At 50.5% G+C, this 24174-nt stretch carries 25 protein-coding genes; 13 read left to right on the top strand and 12 right to left on the bottom strand.

Features of this window, described 5'->3' with window-relative positions; genetic code table 11:
* Positions 1-34 precede the first annotated feature (34 nt).
* The 5 genes from AB8599_RS15165 to dinF all read left to right on the top strand — a co-directional run bounded on the left by AB8599_RS15165 (position 35) and on the right by dinF (position 4823).
* Positions 35-757, top strand: a complete 723-nt coding sequence (locus tag AB8599_RS15165; RefSeq protein ID WP_407331695.1) for an SURF1 family protein — start codon at positions 35-37, stop codon at positions 755-757.
* On the top strand, positions 754-1281 hold the full coding sequence (locus tag AB8599_RS15160) for a hypothetical protein (RefSeq protein ID WP_407331694.1): 528 nt from the start codon (positions 754-756) through the stop codon (positions 1279-1281). Before AB8599_RS15165 ends, AB8599_RS15160 begins: the two co-directional genes overlap by 4 nt.
* A 2-nt stretch (positions 1282-1283) precedes the next feature.
* Positions 1284-2396: a COX15/CtaA family protein gene (locus AB8599_RS15155; RefSeq protein ID WP_407331693.1), complete on the top strand. Its 1113-nt coding sequence runs from the start codon at positions 1284-1286 to the stop codon at positions 2394-2396.
* Positions 2389-3303 (top strand): heme o synthase, encoded by a 915-nt coding sequence (gene cyoE / locus AB8599_RS15150; RefSeq protein ID WP_407331692.1) that lies wholly within the window; start codon positions 2389-2391, stop codon positions 3301-3303. Before AB8599_RS15155 ends, cyoE begins: the two co-directional genes overlap by 8 nt.
* A 182-nt stretch (positions 3304-3485) precedes the next feature.
* Positions 3486-4823, top strand: coding sequence for an MATE family efflux transporter DinF (dinF, locus tag AB8599_RS15145; protein ID WP_407331691.1), 1338 nt, complete (start codon positions 3486-3488; stop codon positions 4821-4823).
* Between the two features lie 121 nt (positions 4824-4944).
* On the opposite strand, the gene nfuA is transcribed toward dinF, so the two are convergent.
* Positions 4945-5529, bottom strand: a complete 585-nt coding sequence (nfuA, locus tag AB8599_RS15140) for a Fe-S biogenesis protein NfuA (protein ID WP_407331690.1) — start codon at positions 5527-5529, stop codon at positions 4945-4947.
* A 91-nt stretch (positions 5530-5620) separates the two neighbouring features.
* Positions 5621-6295, bottom strand: coding sequence for a ComF family protein (locus AB8599_RS15135; protein ID WP_407331689.1), 675 nt, complete (start codon positions 6293-6295; stop codon positions 5621-5623).
* Between the two features lie 39 nt (positions 6296-6334).
* On the opposite strand from AB8599_RS15135, the gene bioH reads away from it, so the two are divergent.
* From bioH to AB8599_RS15120, 3 genes are all read left to right on the top strand, one after another.
* On the top strand, positions 6335-7135 hold the full coding sequence (bioH, locus tag AB8599_RS15130; protein WP_407331688.1) for a pimeloyl-ACP methyl ester esterase BioH: 801 nt from the start codon (positions 6335-6337) through the stop codon (positions 7133-7135).
* An 80-nt stretch (positions 7136-7215) separates the two neighbouring features.
* Positions 7216-7551: a hypothetical protein gene (locus AB8599_RS15125; RefSeq protein WP_407331687.1), complete on the top strand. Its 336-nt coding sequence runs from the start codon at positions 7216-7218 to the stop codon at positions 7549-7551.
* A 77-nt stretch (positions 7552-7628) separates the two neighbouring features.
* A complete protein-coding gene (locus AB8599_RS15120; protein WP_407331686.1) occupies positions 7629-8123 on the top strand; it encodes an ATP-dependent Lon protease in 495 nt (164 codons plus the stop codon).
* A 115-nt stretch (positions 8124-8238) separates the two neighbouring features.
* Here AB8599_RS15120 and AB8599_RS15115 read toward each other — a convergent pair whose 3' ends face one another.
* Both AB8599_RS15115 and greB read right to left on the bottom strand, forming a co-directional pair.
* A complete protein-coding gene (locus AB8599_RS15115; RefSeq protein ID WP_407331685.1) occupies positions 8239-10599 on the bottom strand; it encodes a Tex family protein in 2361 nt (786 codons plus the stop codon).
* A gap of 36 nt (positions 10600-10635) precedes the next feature.
* A complete protein-coding gene (gene greB, locus AB8599_RS15110) occupies positions 10636-11121 on the bottom strand; it encodes a transcription elongation factor GreB (protein WP_407331684.1) in 486 nt (161 codons plus the stop codon).
* 245 nt (positions 11122-11366) lie between these two features.
* Here greB and ompR point away from each other — a divergent pair, with 245 nt between their 5' ends.
* From ompR to AB8599_RS15095, 3 genes are all read left to right on the top strand, one after another.
* On the top strand, positions 11367-12083 hold the full coding sequence (gene ompR, locus AB8599_RS15105; protein WP_407331683.1) for a two-component system response regulator OmpR: 717 nt from the start codon (positions 11367-11369) through the stop codon (positions 12081-12083).
* A 3-nt stretch (positions 12084-12086) separates the two neighbouring features.
* Positions 12087-13439 carry a two-component system sensor histidine kinase EnvZ gene (envZ, locus tag AB8599_RS15100; protein ID WP_407331682.1) on the top strand — a complete coding sequence of 451 codons (1353 nt, stop codon included), beginning with the start codon at positions 12087-12089 and terminating at the stop codon, positions 13437-13439.
* 168 nt (positions 13440-13607) lie between these two features.
* Complete coding sequence (locus tag AB8599_RS15095) at positions 13608-13982, top strand: GntR family transcriptional regulator (protein ID WP_407331681.1); 375 nt, start codon at positions 13608-13610, stop codon at positions 13980-13982.
* 79 nt (positions 13983-14061) lie between these two features.
* On the opposite strand, the gene recG is transcribed toward AB8599_RS15095, so the two are convergent.
* From recG to AB8599_RS15065, 6 genes are all read right to left on the bottom strand, one after another.
* The gene (recG, locus tag AB8599_RS15090; RefSeq protein ID WP_407331680.1) at positions 14062-16143 is read right to left on the bottom strand and encodes an ATP-dependent DNA helicase RecG; all 2082 of its coding nucleotides are present in this window, start codon (positions 16141-16143) and stop codon (positions 14062-14064) included.
* 50 nt (positions 16144-16193) lie between these two features.
* The gene (gene trmH, locus AB8599_RS15085) at positions 16194-16886 is read right to left on the bottom strand and encodes a tRNA (guanosine(18)-2'-O)-methyltransferase TrmH (RefSeq protein ID WP_407331679.1); all 693 of its coding nucleotides are present in this window, start codon (positions 16884-16886) and stop codon (positions 16194-16196) included.
* A 140-nt stretch (positions 16887-17026) separates the two neighbouring features.
* Positions 17027-19132 (bottom strand): bifunctional GTP diphosphokinase/guanosine-3',5'-bis pyrophosphate 3'-pyrophosphohydrolase, encoded by a 2106-nt coding sequence (gene spoT, locus AB8599_RS15080; RefSeq protein ID WP_407331678.1) that lies wholly within the window; start codon positions 19130-19132, stop codon positions 17027-17029.
* Positions 19133-19156: 24 nt separating this feature from the next.
* Complete coding sequence (rpoZ, locus tag AB8599_RS15075) at positions 19157-19432, bottom strand: DNA-directed RNA polymerase subunit omega (protein WP_407331677.1); 276 nt, start codon at positions 19430-19432, stop codon at positions 19157-19159.
* A gap of 57 nt (positions 19433-19489) precedes the next feature.
* On the bottom strand, positions 19490-20113 hold the full coding sequence (gmk, locus tag AB8599_RS15070; protein ID WP_407331676.1) for a guanylate kinase: 624 nt from the start codon (positions 20111-20113) through the stop codon (positions 19490-19492).
* 134 nt (positions 20114-20247) lie between these two features.
* On the bottom strand, positions 20248-21111 hold the full coding sequence (locus AB8599_RS15065; RefSeq protein WP_407331675.1) for a YicC/YloC family endoribonuclease: 864 nt from the start codon (positions 21109-21111) through the stop codon (positions 20248-20250).
* A gap of 188 nt (positions 21112-21299) precedes the next feature.
* Between AB8599_RS15065 and rph the strand changes: the two genes are divergently transcribed.
* Both rph and pyrE read left to right on the top strand, forming a co-directional pair.
* Positions 21300-22016 (top strand): ribonuclease PH, encoded by a 717-nt coding sequence (gene rph, locus AB8599_RS15060; RefSeq protein ID WP_407331674.1) that lies wholly within the window; start codon positions 21300-21302, stop codon positions 22014-22016.
* 131 nt (positions 22017-22147) lie between these two features.
* Positions 22148-22789, top strand: coding sequence for an orotate phosphoribosyltransferase (pyrE, locus tag AB8599_RS15055; protein WP_407331673.1), 642 nt, complete (start codon positions 22148-22150; stop codon positions 22787-22789).
* A gap of 116 nt (positions 22790-22905) precedes the next feature.
* On the opposite strand, the gene slmA is transcribed toward pyrE, so the two are convergent.
* On the bottom strand, positions 22906-23496 hold the full coding sequence (gene slmA / locus AB8599_RS15050) for a nucleoid occlusion factor SlmA (protein ID WP_016961888.1): 591 nt from the start codon (positions 23494-23496) through the stop codon (positions 22906-22908).
* 208 nt (positions 23497-23704) lie between these two features.
* Positions 23705-24160, bottom strand: a complete 456-nt coding sequence (dut, locus tag AB8599_RS15045; protein WP_407331672.1) for a dUTP diphosphatase — start codon at positions 24158-24160, stop codon at positions 23705-23707.
* Positions 24161-24174: the final 14 nt, after the last annotated feature.

Raw genomic sequence — 24174 nt, 5'->3', positions numbered from 1 at the left:
ATCTGGCCAAAAAGGTGACCAACAGGGTGAATGGGTGTCTACATCTAACGTACGTCGCATGCGACGCTGGGGTTTCCTTGCTTTTACTTTGACCATGGTTGTGCTCTTGGTCAAGTTGGGGATGTGGCAAATGTCCCGTGCGGCAGAAAAAGAGACGTTACTGAATCAATTGTCAGCGCGTCAGCAACAACTGATTACCCAAGTATCATCCATTCCCTCAGACGCCAAAGGATTTGCCGTCGCACTCAATGGCACATTCGATGTGAATCGCAGTGTGTTGCTCGATAACCAAACCCATCAAGGCCAAGTGGGTTATCGCTGGATGATGCCGTTTTATACCGACAATCGCTGGTTACTGGTTGAGCTGGGATGGATTCCCGCGCCAGCAAGGCGTGAAGAACGTCCTGAATTACCAGAGGTAGCGGGGAAGTATCAGGTCAAAGGCATTGTTGATTTACCGTCAAAACGCATGGTGCTCGGCGATGAAACCGCCACCGTCAGTTGGCCGCTACGGATTCAATCAGTCGACATTGCAATGATATCCGCGGCGAGTGGGTATGCTCTTTTGCCTTGGGTGATAAGAACAGAGTCAATCGTTGATGAAGCAAGTGATGCGGTGAATTGGAGCGCGCTACCTGTTTGGGAACCGGTCGTGATGCAGCCAGTGAAACACTATGGTTATGCGATGCAATGGTTTGGTTTGGCATTCGTGGTGGCGATTGGTTTTGTGGTTTGGTGGAGGAAGGGACACGTATGAATGGAAAGAAAGCGCTGATCATGGTGGTGTTGGTATTTGCATTGCCTGTGGTTGCCGCCAAGCTGGTGTTGGAAATGGGGTGGTTCACCAAGGGTGTGACGAACAAGGGTGAGTTGCTCACTCAGGAAGTGCGTGCCGATTGGCTTGGACACAACGGGCAATGGCGTCTTGTTTACTCCTTGCCGCAAACCTGCTCTGAGCAATGCGAAAGCGCGTTGTTTCAGCTCAAACAAATCCCTGTGGCGGTCGGGCCCGAACGTAAACGTGTGGCTAGTATTTTATTGATTTCGGAAGCACAACCTGCACAAGCGACTGAAAATGTCACCGAGCAGGCGATTAACACTCAACAACATCAAACCATGGCTTCGTTGCCGTTTGCGGGTGAGGCGATTTACCTTGTCGATCCGCTTAACAATCTGATCATGGCTTACCCGATCCCTCAAGGGAAATCGGCGCAAATTACCCAAAGTAAGGGGCTGCTGTCCGATCTGCGCAAACTGATGCGACTGTCGAAGGTGGGGTGAGTATGGAAGCAGAAAAACGCTATCTGGGATTAATTTATGGTGCGCTGCTGCTGGCGGTGGTCGTGGTGGGGTTGGGTGCGTTTACGCGCTTAACCGAAGCGGGCCTTGGCTGTCCTGATTGGCCGGGATGCTATGGGTTTCTCACTGTCCCCGTGTCCCCTGAAAAAGTTGAACAAGCCACGCAAGCTTTCCCTCATGTGCCTGTTGAAGTGCACAAAGCATGGAATGAGATGATCCATCGCTATGTAGCGGGCACCTTAGGATTGGTGATTGCGGCGATTGCCGCGTTGGCATGGCGAGGTAAAAAAAATGGACGAGGTCGTATGTTGCCGACTGCGCTACTCGGGGTAGTGATATTTCAGGCCGCGCTGGGCATGTGGACAGTGACCATGAACCTGATGCCCATTGTGGTGATGGCGCATTTGCTGGGTGGTTTCACCACTGTGACATTGCTGTTCTTGCTGGCTGTGTTGGAAAGGCGGCGTGTGGGACGACTCTCACAGGGGCAAGAGCAAGTCCAATCTCTCGTTCAAACCGATATTTCTGATATCAGCAACGTGGAAACAGTTAAGCCAATTCTGTCCACTAAACTAAAAGCGTTGACCGTGACAGCGTTAGTGACCGTTATCATGCAAATCGCGCTCGGTGGCTGGACGTCTGCCAACTATGCCGCCGTGGTGTGTACGCAGCTCCCTGTCTGCGAGGTGGATTGGGTGAGCAGTTATGATACCGCTGCGTTTCATCCCATCAGCCCTGCCAGTGAAACCTATCAATATGGCGTGCTCGGGTTTGAGCAGCGCGTGACCATTCATGCCACCCATCGCATTGGTGCCATGGTTGTCACTGCCTTGGTATTGCTGCTTGCGATGGCTATTCGTCGCCCACTGGGTAATGCCTCTGCGATGTTACTAGTGGGGGCGCTATTGATCCAAATTTCACTGGGTATCACCAATGTTGTTGCCTTGCTGCCATTGTCCGTGGCGGTGGCACACAACCTGTGTGGATTGCTCTTATTGTTAGTGATGGTGCGCACGACCGTGTTGGTCTTTTCTGCACAGCCCATTGCGGCGTCACAAACTTCGTTGGGGAAATCGGGGAGGTTGAGTCATGGCTAAAGTTTCTGTGCAATCGCTGGATAGCGGCGCGTCAACGGAATCCGCGCTGTGGCGCGATTATCTTGAATTAACCAAGCCCAAAGTAGTGGCCATGCTGCTGCTTACGGCCATGGTGGGCATGTGTTTGGCGGTTCCGGCGTTGCCACCTGCCAAAGCGGTGATTTTGGGATTACTGGGTATCGGCATGCAATCCGCTGCCGCAGCGGTGTTTAATCATGTGATTGACCAGCGTATCGATCGACAGATGCAGCGCACCATTCATCGACCTGTCGCTAAAGGGCGTGTGGGTACGATGCAGGCGTTGGCATTTGGTGGTGCGCTCATGGTCGCCGGTTTTGCCTCATTGTGGGTGCTGAATTCTCTGGTGGCCTGGTTGACCTTCGCCAGTTTAATTGGCTATGCCCTGGTTTATACCGTGTGGCTTAAACATGCCACGCCGCAAAACATTGTGATTGGTGGCTTGGCTGGCGCGATGCCGCCATTGCTTGGTTGGGTAGCGGTGACTGGCACGTTAGACCCACATGCACTGTTGCTGGTGATGTTGGTGTTTACATGGACGCCACCGCACTTCTGGGCATTGGCAATCCATCGTCAGAAAGATTACGCCAAAGCGGGCGTGCCAATGTTGCCCGTAACCCATGGTGTGGAATACACCAATACCATGATTTTGCTCTATACCTTGCTGCTTGTGGTTGTGGGCTTCTTGCCTTGGTTGTCGGGAATGAGTGGCGGTATCTACATGGTGGGCAGTTTGGCGCTTAACCTTGGATTCGTATGGTATGCATGGCGACTCAAGTTTGCAGATCAGAAAGGGTTAGCGTGGCAAACCTTCAAATTCTCAATTTGGCACATCTTTGGTTTGTTTGTGGCCTTGTTAGCCGATCATGCTTGGTATGCGTTAGCATAGCGCTCTTGGGTTCGACATGAGCACGCACAGATGTCCCTCTCTCAGATTTACTTCTTTACGCCGCGACTTACTGTCGCGGTGTTTTCATCTCAATCTTCCTTGACGGTGAACCAACCACCGTCTTTTTGTCGCGGACTTTCTGCTAGTATGCGTTCACTATTTATTAGCTGATCAGCGGGTTTATGTTCTCGGCGCTTAAACAAAAATCATTGCACGTTCGTGTGTTTTCACTGGCCTTCCCCATGGTGTTGTCCAATATCACGGTGCCTTTATTGGGGCTGGTGGATGCGGCGGTGATTGGACATCTTGATCATGCATGGTATCTCGGCGGTGTAGCGATTGGCAGCACCATGATTGCCGTCACGTTTTGGTTGTTGGGTTTCTTGCGTATGGCCACCACTGGACTCACGGCGCAAGCTTGGGGCGCGGACGACAAGACCGGGTTGGCTAACGTTTTTTTGCAAGGCATCACACTGGCGTGGTTGCTGGCTTTTATTATTCTTGCTTTGCATCCTTTCATCTCCAATGCCGTATTTTCTTTTAGTGATGCCAGCGCAGAAGTTAAGCGGTATGCCGATGAGTACTTTTCAATTCGAATTTGGAGCGCACCTGCAGCGCTGACCAATTTGGTGATCATGGGTTGGTTGCTAGGGGCACAAAACGCCAAAAAACCCATGCTGCTGATCATCTTGGTCAATCTCGTCAATATCGTGCTTGATTTGCTGTTTGTGGTGGTATTTGACTGGAAAGTTGAAGGTGCTGCGGCAGCGAGCGTGATTGCCGATTATTCCGGCATGGTGTTGGGATTGTTTTTTGTCGCTCAGGTGTGGAAGAAATCATCACTGCCTTCTCCGATAACTCAATGGAAAAAAGCCTCCGCAGGCATGAGCCGATTGGCAAAACTGAATCGCGATATTTTCCTGCGCAGCCTTTGTCTGCAAATGGCATTCACCTTCATGACCTTTCAAGGCGCGACGCTGGGCGATGATGTGGTGGCAGCAAATGCCGTATTGATGAATTTTCTGATGCTGGTGTCATTTGCTATGGATGGGTTTGCCTATGCCATGGAGGCCATGGTGGGCAAAGCCATTGGCGCGAGAAGCCGGCAAGAGTTATTGGAATCTCTTACTGCGACCACCTTCTGGAGCCTGATTATCTCCTTGATGATCACTGTGGCGTTTTTGCTGGGTGGTAAATCTATTGTGGGCGTGATTTCTGATATCCCCGCCGTGCGAGAGCAAGCCTATCTTTATTTACCATGGCTGATTGCGATGCCGATGGTCTCCATGTGGTGTTTCTTACTGGATGGGGTGTTTATCGGTGCGACGCGTGGGCGCGAAATGCGCAATACCATGTTCTTCTCGATGGCGGGCTTCTTTGTGGTTTGGTGGTTATTCAGCGGTACAGGCAATCATGCACTTTGGGCTGCAATGCTTGGCTTTATGGCATTGCGAGGGGTCACATTAGGCGCGGTTTTTGTGTACCAATGGCGACGTGGACAGTTTCTGCTGCAAGCCTGATGGCATGAAATGACATTTCTGTCTCAGAGAAGACGCGACATCGTTGAGTGTCATTAAATGGCAGGTAAACAAAAAGGCTCCTTGGGAGCCATTTTGTTGTTTAATCTAAACGAGGGGACGCTTAGTAGTAAGAGTGCTCACCAGCGGCGTGTTCTGTCACATCGCGTACTGCGGTTAATTCACCACTGAACTCTTCAAGCAGTTGCTTTTCAATGCCATCTTTTAGCGTGACATCAACCATAGAGCAACCGTTACAGCCACCACCAAATTGAATAACGGCTGCGCCGTCTTCGGTGATTTCAATTAGGTTGATGTGACCACCGTGGCCCGCAAGCTGAGGGTTAACCTGCGTTTGGATTACGTATTCCACGCGTTCTAGAAGCGTGGCATCGTCAGACACTTTACGCATTTTTGCGTTTGGCGCTTTCAGGGTTAGCTGAGAGCCCATCTTGTCAGTGACGAAGTCAATTTCTGCATCTTCAAGAAATGGCAGGCTCAACTCATCCACATAGGCCATAAAACCATTGAATTCGTATTTGGTGTCTGAGGCTTCTACCGCATCTTGTGGACAGTATGACACGCCACATTCCGCGCTTTGAGTACCTGGGTTGACCACGAATACGCGAATGCTTGTGCCTTCAGGCTGCTGCTCCAGCAGCTTAACGAAATGGCTTTGTGCATTTTCTGAAATATTAATTTGAGACACGGCTTCTTACCTGACTAGTCCGATATATTGATAACAGTTTACTCTTGTTTTTGCTCGCTATCACCCCCGAAGCTATATGGTTACTTTTTTATCACTTCGATGGGGTGCGGCAAAGACAATAGATGTCGATATGTTTGACGCCCTGGCTGCGTAACAACCTGCAAATTTCGGCAATTGTCGCGCCTGTTGTGACCACATCATCGACCAATGCGACACGTTCCGGCAGCGACCCCGTCATTGAAAAGGCTTCACGAAGATTAGAGAGGCGAGATTGTCTGCTTAAACCTTGCTGTTGGCGAGTGGCACGATGGCGTTTTAAGACGTTGGGCTCACATTGAACGCCAAGCTGCTTCGCTAAGGCGTTTGCGAGCACGGAACTGTGATTAAATCCGCGTATGACTCTTCGTTGCCAATGCATAGGGACAGGTAAGATAACAGCCGCGGGGTCTTCGATCTCTTGTGCCAGCAGGGCAGCCAGTGCAGGGGATAGCCAATAATGCCCTTGATATTTAAAGCGGTGCAGCAGTTTGTCATAGGGAAAGGTATAGCCTCCTACGCACGTTAGACTGTCCCACTCTGGTGGCGAACTTAGACAGCGCCCACAGCTTTCGGTAATAGAGGGCGAAGGCAGACCACAATGAAGGCATCGTGGGACGCGAGGGAAGCTTAGGTGGCACGGTTCGCACCAAGGATAGCGCCTGTGTTCCAGCTTATGATGGCAAAGCTGACAGCGAAGTGGCAGGGCGCGTAAGATAGTGCGAAACATAATTGTGTTGATGGCTCGAAACGAATTTAGGCAGTGTAAATGACGACATCTCTTTACTGGCACACGGAAGGCCAGGGTTCCGATCTGATTCTCATTCACGGATGGGGAATGAACAGCGCCGTGTGGCAAAACATTCTCCCCGCTCTCACTCCGCACTATCGTGTGCATTGCGTTGATCTCCCCGGCTATGGCTTCAGCCAGCCAACGGATACGTTCTCTCTTAAAGAGATGGCACAGTGTTTGCTTAATAATTCACCACAGGAATCGATATGGGCAGGATGGTCCTTGGGCGGAATGGTTGCCACGCAAGCGGCGCTGATTGCACCTGAGCGAGTGAAAGGCTTGGTGACTATCGCGAGCTCACCTCGATTTGCTGCAGAACATGGATGGCGAGGGATTAAACCCGAGGTATTGCAAGCGTTTACAAAACAATTGGCGGGAGATTTTAAAACAACCGTAGAGCGTTTTTTAGCGTTGCAGGCAATGGGCAGCCCAACAGCAAGGCAAGATATTAAGTGGTTGAAGCAATCGGTGTTGTCGCATCCGTGGCCACAACCTGAGGCGCTTGAAGCCGGCCTTAATATTCTCGCAGATGCTGATTTGAGGCCGCACTTGCATGATATTTCAATGCCTTGGCTAAGGATGTACGGTCGGCTGGATGGCCTTGTGCCCGTGAAAGTGGCGCAAGAACTTGATGTACTGGCTCCGCAGTCGCAACGGCAAATTTTTGCCAACGCGTCGCATGCACCGTTTATCTCTGATCCTGCGCATTTTACGCAAGAGCTTTTGGCGTTTTGCGGACAATGTTTGCCGTCCTGTCAGAACAAAGTGACCAAATAAAGTGAAATACGACTAAATTTTAAACGTTAGTTGCCGATACTTTATACGTGTTACTTGCTATGGCATCAGGAGAGACCATAATGAATATAGGTAACGTTGGGCATTCTCAGTACACTTACGCGAAACCCTCGCCGGTAAATCAAGAGGCGAAGGCCGCGCAAGCGCAGCAAAATGGGGATGCAAAACAGTCTTATGCGCAAGTCGCCAATGGTGTATCGGACGTTAAGACTGTCAACCAGGCAACGGAAACCGAAGGCAAAGCACCCGCTTCGTCGGATGTAGAAGCTTTCACCTACGGGGCATTGGGCATGGACCACCCTGATGAAGTGAAAAGCAATGATGATGGGGCGTATACCGCCGGTCAGGTTTTATCTGCCATCGGCACCATAGGTGGCATTTTGGCCATTTTGGTATAGTTTCGCTATAGAGATATAGCTTGCGCATTTCGCGGGGTTATTCCCGCGGTTTGCCGTAAGGCGGCTGCCTTCGGTTGATGTTGGGAGACAACATTGACATGAACATTTCGCCCGCAAACGTCAGCATCCCTGCTGTCGTACCGTCAGTGAATCCGCCAACTGAGCAGGTTGCGCGGGACAATCGTGTGCGCGAAAAAATTGTGCCGGCACATCAGCCTACCGCCAGCGCCGATGAGCCGCCAGTCAATGCTGAAGAGAAACAGCTTCGCAACCCCTCTTGGGACCCTTCTGAGCATCCTACTTACACTGATTTAGCACAAGATTCGCGCCACTTTGATGGTGCACAATTTGCCCCTCACGAAACCCTTAGTCAGCTTTCCTCGATGTTATCGAGTGGTAGTTATGTGCCACAAGGTGAAAATGGCTACGCCATGCGACTCAAGCTACCCAAAGAAGTGCTGGATAAGATTGATGCGTTGAAAGACTCTCAGCGCACTGGGGCTGTGGTGGCGATGCGTTATCAACAATCATCCGTGGCAAATCTTCCCTCAGAAGTTCTGATTGTGATTTAACGACACTTCGCATTGGTACCGATGCGTAAAACCAAGAGAGACAAAAAACAGCGCCGAGGCGCTGTTTTAGTTTGATGAGATAAAAAGAGAATCGCGAAGAAAAACCGCAATAAGTTTAGTTGCGTTTCGCTTTGGCAAAGGCATCAGCAAATGCGCCACCGAATGCGCCTTGGTTGCCACGATTATCGGGTTTTCCACCCTGATTATTCTCTTGCTTGCCGCTGAAACTGCGTTTTTGATTGTCAGCCGGGCGTGAATCGCGCGAGCCTTTATCACGACCGCCAGCCTTGTTGTCGGCGCCCGGTTCATCGCTTAAACGCATGGAAAGCGCAATACGTTTACGCTGCAAATCCACGTCCATGACTTTCACTTTCACCACGTCGCCCGCTTTGACCACTTCACGTGGATCAGAGATGAATTTGTCGGATAGCGCCGAGATATGCACCAAGCCGTCTTGGTGAACACCAATATCGACGAACGCACCAAACGCGGTGACGTTGGTGATGGAGCCTTCCAGGACCATGCCCGGCTCGAGATCTTTCACTTCGTTAATGCCAGCGGCAAAGGTTGCAGTTTTGAACTCAGGGCGCGGGTCGCGGCCCGGTTTGGCCAGCTCAGACAGAATGTCAGTGACTGTGGGCAAGCCAAACGTTTCGTCGGCATAGTCGGATGCGTTTACCGAACGTAAGAAATCGTGATTGCCAATCATGGCATCCACCGCTTTGCCAGTATTGTCAGCAATACGTTTGACCACAGGGTAAGCTTCTGGGTGAACGGATGAACCATCAAGCGGGTTTTTGCCATTCATCACACGCAAGAAACCGGCACACTGTTCGTAAGCCTTAGGCCCAAGACGTGGGACTTTCAACAAGGTTTTACGATCACCAAAACGACCGTTTTCATCACGGAACGCAACAATGTTTGCCGCCATGGTGGTTGAAAGGCCCGCTACGCGTGTCAGGAGCGCTGCAGATGCACTGTTAACATCAACACCTACGGCGTTAACACAGTCCTCAACCACGGCGTCCAAGCGCTTCGCCAGTTGGCTTTGGCTCACATCGTGTTGGTATTGGCCCACACCGATCGATTTCGGGTCGATTTTCACCAACTCTGCCAACGGATCTTGTAGGCGGCGAGCAATAGATACCGCGCCGCGAAGTGATACATCCAGCTCAGGAAACTCTGCGGCAGCAAGCTCTGACGCCGAATACACGGATGCGCCTGCTTCACTGACCATCACGGTTTGAATTTTCTCGCCAGCATCTTTGAGCATGCCTGCTACAAATGCATCGGTTTCACGTGAAGCCGTGCCGTTACCAATCGCAATCAAATCGACATTGTGTTTTTTCACCAATGCCATCACTACACGTGCCGATTCGGCAATCTTGTTGTGCGGTGCGGTTGGGTAAATAGTGGCGGTATCCAATAGCTTACCCGTGTTGTCTACCACGGCCACTTTACAGCCTGTTCGGAGACCAGGGTCGATGCCCAAGGTGCTGCGAGGGCCAGCAGGGGCAGCCATAAGCAGGTCTTTGAGGTTATCAGCAAACACTTTGATGGCATCGTTTTCAGCCATTTCACGCAAGTTGCCCATCAACTCGGTTTCCATGTGCATCAAAATTTTGATGCGCCATGCAAAGCTCACGACCTGTTTGCGCCAGCGATCTGCAACTGCACTGCCAATTGTCACGCCATAGTGATCGCAGATGATGTTCTCGCAATACGAACCCGTAGATTTCTCTTCTTGACCCGGATCGGCATTCAGAGACAGTTGAAGTATGCCTTCGTTGCGTCCTCGGAACATGGCCAATGCGCGGTGAGAGGGTACTTTGGTGAGGCGCTCATCGTGTTCAAAGTAATCTTTGAACTTGGCACCTTCGGTTTCTTTTCCTGCGATAACACGCGCTTGAATTTCGGCTTGTTGGCTTAAGTGACGGCGAATTTTATCTAGCAGGGCTGCATCTTCGGCGAACTGCTCCATCAAAATGGCACGCGCGCCATCCAACACCGATTTAGTGTCTGCGAACCCTTTTTCAGCGTCAATGTAGCTTGCAGCTTCTGTTTCTGGGTTTGTGTCTGGGTGTTGCCAAAGTTGTTGCGCCAATGGCTCGATGCCTGCTTCGATCGCTATTTGCCCTTTGGTGCGGCGTTTTTGTTTGTAGGGTAAGTAAAGATCTTCAAGGCGGTTTTTGGTGTCAGCACCCAGAATGTCTTTTTTCAGACCGTCAGTCAGCTTGCCTTGCTCATCAATTGATTTAAGAATGACCTGTCGGCGGTCTTCCAACTCGCGCAGATAGCCTAGGCGTGATTCGAGATTACGCAGTTGGGTGTCATCTAGGCCGTCGGTCACCTCTTTACGGTAACGGGAAATAAAAGGGACTGTGTTGCCATCATCGAGCAGGGTGACGGCAGCGATAACTTGAGCGTCACGTACATTCAGCTCACTGGCAATCTGTTGATAAATTGAAGTGGTCATGGTGTTCCTTTGAAAATCACCGCCGCGAAGGCGGTATTAGAGATCGTCTTGTTGATAGGTGATGGCGTTGATGTACCAGACTTTTGGGCCTTCGGGGGTTATCACCACGGCTTCGTCATCGACTTCTTTTTTTATCAAAGCGCGCGCCATCGGGCTATCAATCGAGATGTAGTCTTTGCGGCCGTAGATTTCATCGGGGCCGACAATACGGAATTTGAGGGTGTCGCCATCGTCGTTTTCAATCTCGACCCATGCGCCAAAGAACACTTTACCATCCTGCTGTGGGCTATAATCCACTACGCGAAGGATTTCTAAGCGCTTGCGCAGGTAGCGAACTCGGCGATCAATTTCACGTAAAATTCGCTTGTTGTAAGTGTAGTCAGCGTTCTCTGATCTATCGCCGAGGCTCGCCGCCCAAGAAACGATTTTGGTGATTTCCGGGCGACGTTCTTTCCATAGAAAATCGAGCTCTTCTTTGAGCTTCTTGTAGCCTTCCCGGGTGACTAAATCGGTTTTTTTCATTGCTATATCCGAGCGTGAGATTCGTTTTTCGGGATGAGTTATAACCGCTTTGACGCCATGATTAAAGCCAACAAGCTTTGCAACGTTAAGCTATCCCGCGAAATGGATTGTTATGTGCGTGCAAAGTCGGTTACAACTGGTAACAGTTTTTCTCCCCGCTAGACACGGCCTTGATGTTTCATAGCGGAGTCAGGCGATACAATCGAAGACACAAACACCTTCAAGAATAGAAAGAAAGGTAGGTCATGCAAGATAATCATAAGATCCTGGTTGTAGATGATGATATGCGTTTGCGCTCGCTGTTGGAGCGTTATTTGTCTGAGCAAGGTTTTCAGGTTCGCAGCGTGGCAAACGCCGAGCAAATGGACCGCTTACTTTCTCGTGAGAACTTCCACCTGATGGTGTTGGATCTGATGTTACCCGGTGAAGATGGCTTGTCTATCTGCCGCCGTCTACGACAGGCAAACAATAAACTGCCGATTCTAATGCTGACTGCTAAAGGCGATGAAATCGATCGCATTGTCGGCTTGGAAGTTGGCGCAGATGACTATCTGCCGAAACCATTTAACCCTCGTGAGCTGTTGGCGCGTATTCGAGCTGTGCTGCGCCGTCAGACCATTGAAGCGCCAGGTGCGCCGTCTAGCGAGGAAAAAATTGTTGAGTTCGGCCAGTTCCGATTGAACTTGGGAACACGCGAGATGTTCCGCAATGATGAGCCATTGACGTTAACCTCCGGTGAATTTGCGGTATTGAAAGCACTTGTTACCAATGCTCGTGAGCCTATGTCACGAGACAAATTGATGAACATGGCGCGTGGTAGAGAGTATTCAGCGATGGAGCGTTCCATCGACGTGCAAATCTCACGCCTTCGCCGCATGGTCGAAGAAGATCCAAGTAAGCCACGTTATATTCAGACCGTTTGGGGTCTGGGTTATGTGTTTGTGCCTGACGGGGAAGCGTAATTCATGCGCTTTTCCCCACGAAGCAACTTTGCACGCACGCTCGTGGTGCTGGCTGGCCTGTTAATCGCCAGCCAGATTTTCTCTTACCTCACTATCCTCAACTACGCCTTGTTACCCAGCATTAAGCAGTTCAACAAGATTCTGGCGCACGAAATTTCCGTGATGCTGGAAGACAATGTGACCTTGGCGGATGGCGAGGTATATCACATGGATGAGTTGTTGCGGCGCCAGTTGCTCGCCAAGCTTGGCGTGACCATGCACGACGAATCTGAACCAGATGTGATGCGTGAGTTTGATGAAGCGGCACCGATCGCACTGATCAGTGAAGACATGTCGGAGAAGCTCAACGCACCTACTGAAGCGCGCATTAGCTTGGCGTCCAAGAGTTACGTGTTGTGGCTAGAAAGTCGTGCGTTTCCTGGTTACATCATGCGTATTCCGCTGTCTGAGCTGCATCAAGATGATTTCCTGCCGCTGTTTATGTACTCCATGTTTATTGCTCTCATGGTGATTGGTGGGGGATGGCTGTTTATCAAGTTGCAAAACCGGCCACTGGTTGCGCTGGAAAAGGCAGCATTAGACGTTGGTCACGGTAAGTTTCCGCCACCATTACCCGAACGAGGGGCGTCAGATATTCGCGCGGTTACCAAAGCGTTCAATCAAATGAGCGAAGGTATTCGTAAGCTTGAAGAGGACCGCGCGCTTCTGATGGCAGGTGTGAGTCATGACTTGCGCACACCGCTGACTCGTATTCGCTTGGCAACCGAAATGATGTCGCCAGAGGACGAGTATTTAGCGGACAGTATGATCAAAGACACCGAGGAGTGTAATGCGATCATCAATCAGTTTATGGATTATCTGCGCTCTGTGCAGTTGCAAGATATGACAGCGATTGATTTGAATGTCTTGGTTGATGACGTATCCGTGGCTGACGGTGCAACTGGCCATGAGCTTGAGGTGAGTAAAGGTGAGTTGGTGGGTAAGCTTGAAGCCAATGAAGTGGCGATTCGCCGCGCCGTGACTAACCTTGTCGTCAACGCGGTGCGTTACGGCGGTGGTTGGGTGAAAATTGCGACAGGTAGCAGCGCTGATAGACGTCATCAGTGGATAACAGTTGAAGACAATGGACCAGGTATCGCGCCAGATCAGGTGGAAACTGTATTGCAGCCTTTCACTCGAGGCGACACTGCGCGAGGCAGTGAAGGAACGGGGCTTGGGCTTGCCATTGTTAAGCGCATTGTCGAGCAACATAATGGCACACTGCAATTGATGCAGCGCTCGCAAGGTGGTTTGCGCGCGCAGATCGTTTTACCTGTAGCGAAAAAGAACAAAGGCTCTCGTAACGGAGCGCGTTAACTGTGTCACTTAAGCTTTTCATGTCTTGAAAGACGCAGACGCTATATCGGTCTGCGTTTTTTGTTTTTATATTTGTGTTGATACAACAAATTTCCTGCTTCGCATTTGTCTCAATTGTGAGTCATCTGCTAATACTGTAATAAAGTGCCAATACAGCAGGGAAGAAAAATGCACATTGTTATCGACCCGCAAGACCCGTCACCCAAATTTCGTCAGTTGATGACGCAGATCCAGCGTCAAATCGTTGCTGGCACGCTAAAGCCGGGTGACAAGCTGACGTCGGTGAGAAAGCTGGCCGCCGTGCTTAACATCAATCCGATGACCATTTCTCGCTGTTATCAGAACATGGAAGAGCTCGGCTGGCTTGAACGTCGGCGAGGCGTGGGAATGATTGTTGCCCGTGAAGGGTTGCATGCGCGTATGGAAGACCGTTTCGGCTTTATCCAGCCAGCATTGAAAGCGCTGTTAGCGGATGCCCGTCAAGTGGGATACAGCAAATCTGAAGTGATGGCCTTGGTGATGCAGCATTGGGAAGAAGAGTAATCCGATCGCGAGAGACGAGATAGTGAGAATCGGGTATTACCTACCCGACACTCGTTTCTAGAATGCTCGCGACTGCCACTCAAGCATTGCTGTATTTATCTTTGTTACCCAACCAGCGAGTAATAATCGCTTTGGCGTTCTCGGGGTAATTTTGATGCAGGTACAATGCGAGCTTCTGCACTTCAGGGATGAGCTTTTGATCTCGAACCAAATCGGCAATCTTAAACTCAGCAACGCCTGTTTGCTTGGTGCCGAGCAATTCCCCCGGCCCACGAATTTCTAAATCTCGCTGCGCAATCACAAAGCCATCACTGCTTTCACGTAACACGCCTAAACGTTGGGTGGCTGTTTTCGACAGTGGCGCGTGATAGAGCAACACACAGTGACTGGCGACGGAGCCTCGGCCAACTCGTCCACGCAGTTGATGCAGTTGTGCCAAGCCTAAGCGCTCAGGGTTTTCAATGATCATCAAGCTGGCATTGGGTACATCGACCCCAACTTCAATCACGGTCGTGGCGACCAAAAGGTGTAATTCCCCCTCTTTGAAGGCTTTCATCACGGCTTGTTTTTCTGCCGCTTTCATTCGTCCGTGTACCAAGCCAATTTTCAGATCCGGTAGGGCGCGAGACAGATCATCCGCCGTTTCTGCGGCGGCTTGCGCTTCGAGCACTTCGGATTCATCAATCAAGGTACATACCCAATAGGCCTGACGACCCTCTTCGATGCAGGCAGCATGCACGCGATTGACGATATCAATGCGGCGCGTGTCTGGGACGGCAACGGTCTGAATCGGAGTACGACCCGGTGGTAATTCATCAATCACCGAGGTGTCTAAATCGGCGTAAGCGGTCATCGCGAGCGTACGAGGGATAGGCGTCGCCGTCATGATTAGCTGATGCGGATGAATGCCTTGCTTCATGCCTTTTTCACGCAGTTCAAGGCGTTGATGCACACCAAAGCGGTGCTGCTCATCAATGATCACCAATGCGAGATGGGCAAATTCAACGTGCTTTTGAAACAGTGCGTGTGTCCCGACCACCATTTTGGCGTCGCCATTGGCAATCTTTTCAAGCTCGGCTTCTCGGGCTTTGCCCGTGAGCTTACCCGCCAGCCAGCCAACAGAAATGCCTAGCGGTTCAAGCCAGCTCGCAAAGTTCGCGGCATGCTGCTCTGCCAGAAGCTCTGTCGGTGCCATGAGCGCAACTTGGTAACCTTGCTCAATGGCTTGCAGCGCGGCAAGGGCTGCCACCAAGGTTTTGCCTGAGCCCACGTCACCTTGCACCAATCGCATCATGGGTTTGGTCAGTCCCATGTCGCGTTCGATATCGGCCACAACGCGGGTTTGTGCACCCGTTGGACTAAAAGGCAATGAGGCCAGAAACTTGGTTTTTAGGTTGCTGGATGGTGGCATCGAGAATGTTGGGTCTTGCTGCAATTTACTGCGCACGGCAAGCATCGACAGGTTCTGCGCCAGCAATTCTTCGAGGATCAGTCGCTTTTGCGCGGGGTGTTCACCGTTTTCTAACGCCGTGACGGCAATGTCAGGTGTGGGGCGGTGAAGGGTTTTAAGCGCATCTTTGAGCGTGACCTGACGGTCATACAAGCCATCAGGCAGTAGCTCTTGCACTGCAGCACCATCGAGTAAGGCGAGGGCCTGATCGGTGAGGTTTCGCAGCGTCAGTTGGCGCAGACCTTCGGTGGTGTGATAGACCGGTGTTAGGGTATCTTCTAGTGCTAGCTCTGTGGGCTCAGAGAATACCTTGTATTCAGGATGAATGATTTCAAGGCCGTTTTGTCCGCGCTTGATCTCACCATAAGCTTTGACGCGCTTGCCGGATTCGAGACTGTTTTTCATCGCTGCGTTGAAGTTGAAAAAGCGTAGCGTCAGCGAACCATGACCATCAGTGATTTTCACCGTTAGCATTCGGCGTCGACCGAAGGTGATGTTGTTGCTGACAACTTCGCCTTCAACGGCGGCATGTTGTCCCGGCATGAGACTCATGATCGGCCAAATACGCGTGCGGTCTTCATAACGGTAGGGGAGATGGAATAGCAGATCCTGTACGGTAAAAAGCCCCACTTTTTCGAGCTTTTCCGCCATTTTTCCGCCTACGCCAGTCAGCGAGGTCACGGGAACAGCATCTAACATTGAAGCACGCATGGCGGTGTCATCTCTCCTGGGTATTAGCTTTGCCAACGTGATGTTGGGCGTTATTTAGCGGCCTGCATTCTTGACCACCACGCGTCATCAGCGACGATCTGACCTTGGTCATCTAACGCAGGATACGGCAGGCCTTTGCGTTTGGCGACCCTTGCCAGCACTGGGTGTCCGCGCTCGAAGATAATGCGGTCAACTTCGTCTTGTGGGATCAAAGTACGTGTGCGCTTGTACATGCCTGCATTTTGACGTTGGCGCTGCGCTTCGTACAAGATCAGGGCGCTCGCGACCGACACATTGAGCGACTGTACCATACCTATCATGGGAATGATGATGTCTTGGTCTGCCAATTCAAGGGCTTGCTTGCTGATCCCCGTTTTTTCCTGACCCATGACGATGGCGGTAGGTTTGGTGTAGTCAATCTCACGAAAATCAACGGCAGTGTCAGAGAGGTTAGTCACCAAGATCTGCATGCCTTTTTCTTTCATGGCTGCAAAGGCATCGGGTGTGTTGTCGTGCGTGACTACATCGACCCAATTCCTTGCCCCTGCCGATGTGCCACCCAATGTGCGCATTTTGCTATTTCGTGGCCAGACGGCGTGAACACGATGCACACCGACTGCATCAGCAGTGCGTATGATGGCAGAAATGTTGTTCGGCTTGTGGACTTCTTCCATGCACACGGTGAGATCGGGCTGTCGGGTTGCCAACATGTCGTGAATGCGCGCAAAACGTTCTGGTGTCATTTTGTTCTCGTCTATAAAAACGCCCGCGAGTTGGCGGGCGTTGTTGTTTGTTGCCTGATGTTTGATCGGCGAGCCTTAATGACCAAAGGCAATAACCCAAAAGGCAATAACCAATGGGTTTGCTCACCCTTTGCGCAAAATCAGTTCTTCCGACGGCTAACTTTGACCACGTTTGGCATCACGCGAAGTCGACGCATGATGTTCGCCAAATGAACACGGTTCTTGGTGGTTAGCTTGACGTAGATGGTGTACAAACGACCATCTCGCTCTTCGGTCGTTAGGCCTTGAATGTTCGAACCTGTCGCCGCGATAGTATTGGTCAGATCGGCCAATGCACCTTGGTGGTTGAGCATATCAACACGTAGTGCCGTGGCAAAATCTTGGTCAATATCATCGCCCCATTCGACCGACATATATTTATCCGGCTCTTGGCTGTAACCGCGAATATTGGCACATTCCTCACGGTGAATGACCAGCCCTTTGCCTGGACTGACGTGACCGACAATGTGGTCGCCAGGAATCGGACGACAGCAGTTAGCATAGGTCAGCAAGATACCATCAGCACCGCGAATTGGCAGGCAACCGCCTTGCTCTTCTAAGCTATCTGCATCACCAAGCAGACGTTTTGCAATCACCACGCTCATCAATTCGCCAGATCCGATGTCTGCTAAGAGATCGTCCAATGCGTCTAGTTTTAGATCTTTCAGCACTTTTTCGAGGTTAGCAGGTTCAACATCTTGAACATTCATGCCACCTAGGGCGTGATTGAGTAATCGACGACCCAAGATCACGGATTCTTTTCGGTGTTTGGTTTTAAGCACTTGTCGAATCTTGGTGCGTGCGCGAGACGTCACGACATAGTTAAGCCATGCCGCATTAGGGCGTGCACCAGGGGCGGTGATGATCTCAATAGTCTGACCGTTTTTCAGTGGTTGACTGAGTGGATACGAATTGCGATTAACACGCGCGCCCACACAAGAGTTACCCACATCCGTGTGAACGGCATATGCGAAGTCTACCGCAGTCGCGCCGACTGGCAGCTCGACAATGCGGCCCTTCGGCGTGAAGACGAACAGTTCATCCGGGAACAGGTCCGATTTAACGCTTTCGATGAACTCAAACGAGCTACCAGCACTCTGTTGAAGCTCAAGCAGGCTTTGCATCCAGCGCTGGGCGCGAACTTGAGCCGTGGTTCCGCCTTGAACGCGCTCGGCACCGTCTTTATAAGCCCAGTGAGCAGCAACACCTTTGTCTGCCATTTGATCCATGTCTTCAGTACGAATTTGTACTTCAATGGGCACCCCGTGAGGGCCAATCATGGAGGTATGCAAAGATTGGTAGCCGTTGGCTTTTGGCACGGCGATGTAATCTTTCATGCGACCCGGACGTGGTTTATACAAATTATGCATTTGTCCGAGTACGCGATAACAGGTATCCAAATCATCGACAATCACGCGGAAGGCGTACAAGTCCATGATGGTATGGAAACGCTGCTCTTTGTTCTTCATCTTGTTGTAGATGGAATAGAGATTCTTTTCGCGTCCCAACACTTTTGCATTGATGCCAGCATCGCCAAGACGACCTTCAATCTCTGCATGGATTTTTTGGATCATTTCTTTGCGGTTGCCACGGGCCTGAACCACCACTTCCTTCAACACGCGATAGCGGTTGGGGTAAAGGGCTTCAAAACCGAGTTCTTCGAGTTCCACTTTGATGTTGTGAATACCGAGACGGTGGGCAAGCGGAGAGAATATTTCGAGTGTTTCGCGAGCAATGCGGCGACGTTTGTCAGGGCGAAGTGCCCCCAGCGTGCGCATGTTATGCGTACGGTCAGCCAGTTTGATCAGAATAACGCGAATATCATGGGCCATCGCCATGATCATTTTGCGGAAGTTTTCCGCCTGCGCTTCTTTGCGATCGCGAAATTTGAGCTTGTCGAGCTTGGAGACGCCATCCACCAGATCGGCGACGGTATCGCCAAAGCGTTGCTGCAAGTCTTCTTTGGTGACGTCGGTGTCTTCAATCACGTCGTGCAGCAGGGCTGCCATCAGTGTTTCGTGATCAAGGCGCATCTCTGCCAGAATACGGGCAACAGCAATCGGGTGGATGATGTAAGGTTCGCCGCTCGAGCGGCTTTGCCCTTCGTGGGCGTCACGCGCGACCAAATACGCTTGCCGGAGTGCCTCTAAGTGCGGCTCCGGCAAGTATTGTGCGGCGACTTCTTTCAGGCTATCGAAGAGATACAATCTGCCTGTTTCCCTGAAGTTAGATTAGCGGAGTGATCCTGTGATGGTGCTTACAGCAGCCATTTCAGCAGCTTCTTGCTCTTGCTGCTCTTGACGTGCACGAGTGTCTAGCACTTCTTTATTGATCAGGCCTTCCTCGATTTCACGAAGAGCGATAACGGTGTACTTATCGTTCTCTTCTTGAACCAGTGCATCTTTACCACCAGTTTGCATTTGGCGTGCGCGACGAGCTGCTACCAATACTAGATCGAAACGGTTGCCAATTTTTTCAACAGCGTCTTGAACGGTTACGCGTGCCATGAGGAACTCCAGTAAGTAATAAAATCAAAATGACCGAAAATTATACAAAAGCAGTGACTATAGTGCCAGCAATCTGTCGAGCATGTCGCGATATTTGCTAGCTTGTTTGTCCTGCTTCATTCGCTCGGCGCGAAGAATGGCTTTTAGATCCATCAGAGCCAGATCAAAATCATCATTCACAATAACGTAATCGTACTCGCTATAGTGAGATATTTCGGAGCAGGCTTCCTCCATGCGTTTCGCGATCACCTCATCAGAATCTTGACCACGCGCATTCAGGCGACGTTCCAACTCTTCACGGCTTGGCGGTAGAATGAAAATGCTTTGAGCCAGCGGCATTTTCTTACGGATTTGCTGAGCACCCTGCCAGTCAATATCCAGGAAAATGTCGATGCCTTTTGCCAGCATTTCTTCAATCCAAATACGCGAAGTGCCGTAGTAGTTACCGAAAACTTCGGCATGCTCCAAAAACGCATCTTGCTCGATCAGCGCTTTAAATTCATCAACGGATACGAAATGGTAGTGAACGCCGTCTTCTTCGCCCGGGCGTGTTGCACGGGTGGTGTGAGAAACGGACACCTTAATGTCGTAACGTGGATTGTCATTTAACAGCGCGGAAATCAGGCTTGATTTACCGGCACCACTTGGCGCTGAAACGATGTAAAGCGTACCTTGGCTCATGGTTGTGATCACTGTGAGGTTAAAGGGCGCGCAGATTACCACGGACTGCACAAAAATTGAATTCTCTGTTTAGGATAACCTATCAGAAGAAAAAAAAGCCCAGCAAGTGTGCTGGGCTCAATTAAAAGACGGAATCACTCAATATTCTGGATCTGCTCGCGCATTTGTTCGATCAGAACTTTTAGCTCAACGCCAGACGCGGTCGTCTCGGTGCTGATGGATTTTGAGGCTAATGTGTTCGACTCACGGTTGAATTCTTGCATCATGAAATCCAAACGTCGGCCACATGCGCCACCTTTTTTCAGGATTTTCTTGGTTTCTGATACGTGTGAATCGAGGCGATCTAGCTCTTCTGCGACGTCAGATTTTTGTGCCAACAGAATGATTTCTTGCTCAACGCGGTTAGCGTCTAGCTCAATTTTCGCTTCTTCTAGCTTGGTGATTAGACGCTCGCGCTGCCAGTTAAGAATTTCCGGCATCTTAGTACGGACAGTGATTACTTCTGCGGCGATACCATCGAGGCGCTGCTCGATCAGTGCTTTCATGTTTGCACCTTCGCTTGCACGTGCAGCGATGAAATCATCGACTGCTTCGTCAAATCCGCTCATTAGGGCTTTGTTGATCGCGTCCATATCTTGCTCTGGTGTTTCCATCACGCCGGGCCATTGCAGCACTTGGAAAGGACCAATATTGCCCTCGCCTGACACTTCTTTGACCCACTTGGCGGCATGAATAACCTGCTTTGCTAACGCTTCGTTGATTTTCAACTCAGTGTTGGCTGATGCATTGGCTTCAAAACGCAGATTACATTCTACTTTGCCGCGAGCAAGGCGCTGGCGGAAGCGTTCACGAATGATCGGTTCAAGGCCACGAAACTGCTCTGGCATGCGGATATAGGTTTCAAGGTAACGTTGGTTTACCGAACGGATTTCCCAAACGGCGGTGCCCCATATGCCTTTTACTTCCCGGCGGGCGTAGGCAGTCATACTGTGGATCATTGATGTTCACTCTTCTATCAAAGTTGTTCTGATTATACGCAGTTGTACCCATTCGTGTCAGTAACAGGGTGTGAGGGTGAAGAAAAAAGCGACTGAGGTAGGTTAGTGTTAGCACGGCCGTGGGGAAATCGCTATAATCGCGGGTTAACGAAATTCAGTCGCACACATACAACTACAGGTGGAATTCTATGCGCCCTAGCGGAAGAGAAGTTGGTCAGATTCGTCCAGTTACCATTACCCGTCATTTTACTGCGCATGCAGAAGGCTCAGTATTGGTGGAGTTTGGTGACACTAAAGTTATCTGTACCGCCACTGTTGAAGATGGCGTGCCACGCTTCCTCAAAGGAAAGGGTCAAGGTTGGGTCACTGCTGAATACGGCATGCTGCCACGTGCAACGCATACGCGTAACCGTCGCGAAGCGGCGAACGGTAAGCAGGGTGGCCGTACAATGGAAATTCAGCGTCTGATCGCGCGTAGCCTGCGTGCTGCGGTAAATCTTGATCAACTCGGTGATTTCACCATTACTGTTGATTGTGATGTGATTCAAGCCGATGGTGGCACACGTACTGCGTCTATTTCAGGTGCAAGCGTGGCAATGGCCGATGCGCTGAATAAGCTGGTTGCTGAAGGCAAACTGAAAGCGAATCCGATGAAGGGCCATGTTGCCGCTGTTTCTGTGGGTATCTTTGAAGGTACGCCAATTTGTGACCTTGAGTATGTAGAAGACTCAGCAGCAGACACCGACATGAACGTGGTGATGCTGGAAGATGGCCGCATGATTGAAGTGCAAGGCACCGCAGAAGCGGAGCCGTTTACGGCAGAAGAATTGAACGCCATGTTGTCTTTGGCCACGAAGGGCATTGAGGACATCGTTGCTATTCAGAAAGCATCGTTAGTTGATTGATGAAAGAGCGGCTTCTATCGGAGCCGCTTTTTTTTAACCAAAATATCTATTTGGTTAATCTAAACCCCGATCTAGTGAATCGAAATACACAAGTCACGGCCATAAAGCCGAAGAGTGAGTCAGGAGAGAAAATGAAAGCCTATCAGCGTCAGTTCATCGAGTTTGCATTGGAAAAACAAGTGTTGAAGTTCGGTGAATTTACCTTGAAGTCTGGCCGTAAGAGCCCGTACTTCTTTAATGCTGGTTTGTTTAACACAGGTCGTGATTTGGCGCGTCTGGGCCGCTTTTATGCTGAAGCGCTTGTCGATGCGAACATTGATTACGATCTGCTGTTTGGCCCTGCGTACAAAGGTATTCCTATTGCGACGACTACGGCTGTAGCACTGGCTGAGCACCACGATGTGGATACGCCATATTGCTTTAACCGTAAAGAAGCGAAAAACCACGGTGAAGGTGGCAATTTAGTCGGCAGTGCGTTGGAAGGCCGTGTGATGCTGGTGGACGATGTGATCACCGCTGGTACTGCTATTCGTGAGTCGATGGAAATTATCCAAGCCAACGGTGCTGATCTTGCGGGTGTGCTGGTGGCAATTGACCGCCAAGAGCGCGGCAACGGTGAGCTTTCTGCGATTCAGGAGGTTGAGCGCGACTTTGGCTGTAAAGTGGTATCCATCGTCAGTCTTGGCGATTTGGTGACGTATCTGGAAGAGCAGGGCACTAACCCTGAGCAACTTGAGTCGGTAAAAGCGTATCGCGCTGAATACGGTATCTGATCGTGTTCGTAGCGATAATTCAATGGCATAGTTTGATGTGATTGAAAGACGCAAAACGAAAAAAAGGCTGCAGCTGCAGCCTTTTTTAATTCTGTTAGCCGATGAAGGCGACGCATTCAGTTGAGTTGCGCACTCAACAGTTGCCAGTATTGATCAAATTCAGCCGTCGGCGGGTATTTGAAGTTGGAGCGAACAAATCGGTTTAGGCTGCCTTCTACTTGGCCGAGTAACTGCGCAGCAAGAATGGATTCATCCACCGGAAACCCTCGTCCTTCACGCAAGCGGCGTTCACGCAATACCTGACGCAATTGACTTTCGATTTTCTCGAACAGTTGATTGATACGCCCTTGTAATCTGTCTTGTTCAAACATCAGTGCATGTCCCGTCATGATGCGTGTCAGACCCGGGTTACGCTCACCAAAGACCAGCAGAAGTTGCAAGATAAGGCGAAGACGCGTCAGTGTGTCTTTTTCTTCGCTTTGAATGCGGTTGATTCGAGTGATGAGCGACTCTTCAATGAATTCAATCAAGCCTTCGAACATGCGCGCTTTGCTGGGGAAATGACGATAAAGCGCTGCTTCCGATACGCCCACTTGAGCCGCAAGTTTGGCGGTGGTAATACGTTGACTGCCCTGAGTGGACTCCAGCATATGAGCCAGGGCCTGAAGAATTTCTTCGCGGCGGTTTTGCTTTTTTTGGCCAGCCATGAATAGATGGTTCCTTTGTTGTTTTCAGGGTCTCAGACCCAAAATCTCGGCTGAAGGGCCGATATTTTAACTGTGCGCTATCTGTATTAAAAGAATAATGCACCTTCGGAACAGGTGACGCACATAGGAATTCGTTAAAGCGTGAATGCGGCATAAAAAACGCCGCTAACGGGCGACGTTTTTGTTATTTACGCTATCGGTATTACTGTTATTTTGTACCAGAGTGTCCAAATCCACCAGCACCGCGTTCTGTGGCATCAAAATCTTCAACAAGGTTGAATTCCGCTTGAACAACAGGCACAAAAACGAGTTGCGCAATGCGTTCGCCCGGTTCGATGGTGAACGTGGTATTGCCACGGTTCCAACAAGAAACCATCAACTGACCTTGATAATCAGAGTCAATCAGACCCACCAAATTACCCAGTACGATCCCATGTTTATGACCTAACCCTGAGCGCGGCAAAATTGTTGCTGCCAGAGATGGATCGGCGATATGAATCGCTAGACCCGTCGGCAGCAGTTCTGTTTGGCCTGGTTCCAGTGTCACTGGCCCATCAAGAATAGCGCGTAAATCTAGCCCTGCAGAGCCTTCAGTGGCGTAAGCTGGAAGTGGGAATTCAGTGCCTACTCGTGGGTCGAGAATTTTCAGGTCGATTTTTTTCATCTTGTTTTCCACTG

Origin of the sequence: Enterovibrio litoreus, assembly GCF_045679545.1 — a bacterium.
GTDB lineage: Bacteria > Pseudomonadota > Gammaproteobacteria > Enterobacterales > Vibrionaceae > Enterovibrio.
Note: the sequence above shows the minus strand (reverse complement) of the source record. Positions and strands in the feature narration are given on the sequence as shown.